Genomic DNA, 726 nt, shown 5'->3' with positions numbered 1-726 from the left:
GGCCGAGGGGGGAGTAGGCCCCGGCGGGCGGCGGGAACGCCGCTGCCCCGGCTCCTGGTTCTCACCAGTGACCGGGGCAGTGCGCATGATTCCTGTGGCCCGCTGCTAGCCGACGACCTTCTTCAGTGCGTCGCCCAGCGCGTCGGCCTCGTCCGGTGTCAGCTCGACGACGAGTCGACCGCCGCCTTCGAGCGGAACGCGCATGACGATGCCCCGCCCCTCCTTGGTCACCTCGAGCGGGCCGTCGCCCGTCCGCGGCTTCATGGCCGCCATGCTCGTTCCCCTTCCTGAAACCAGCTCATCGCAGCCGACAACCTAGGCGTCACCGGCATCGAACACATTGCTTCCCCGCCATTATCCCGCATGCCATGACCCGATGACCAACGGCGGCGGTCATGGCCTCCGCGCCCGACTCCCCCAAAACCACTCAATTCGGCGATCGGGCCGCGATCTCGCGCGACGGCTCGGCCCGAACGGTAGGTCGGTTCTTTGACGCAGGTCACATGACGGGCGCGCGGATCTCCGGCATGCTGATCGCGGACCGCGGGAGCGTACACCGACCTCCGCGCCCGGACCGGCCGGCATATCCACGGGCTGATCGGAACGCGGCGGTCCGCGGCCGGGCCGCGGCGGTGGTCGTGGCCGGCCGTGGCGGCTCCGTACGGGCGCGCGGGCCGTACGGCACCCCGCCGCGTGGCACCGTGGTCCCCGCGCGGCGTCCCCGAC

General features: G+C 71.9%; 1 protein-coding gene. It reads right to left on the bottom strand.

Annotation, left to right across the window (positions count from 1 at the left end; genetic code table 11):
- Positions 1-105: 105 nt before the first annotated feature.
- Complete coding sequence (locus KUM32_RS42365) at positions 106-273, bottom strand: DUF3117 domain-containing protein (protein ID WP_003966491.1); 168 nt, start codon at positions 271-273, stop codon at positions 106-108.
- Between the last annotated feature and the right edge of the window lie 453 nt (positions 274-726).

The organism is Streptomyces sp. AC627_RSS907 (assembly GCF_019049165.1).
Note: the sequence above shows the minus strand (reverse complement) of the source record. Positions and strands in the feature narration are given on the sequence as shown.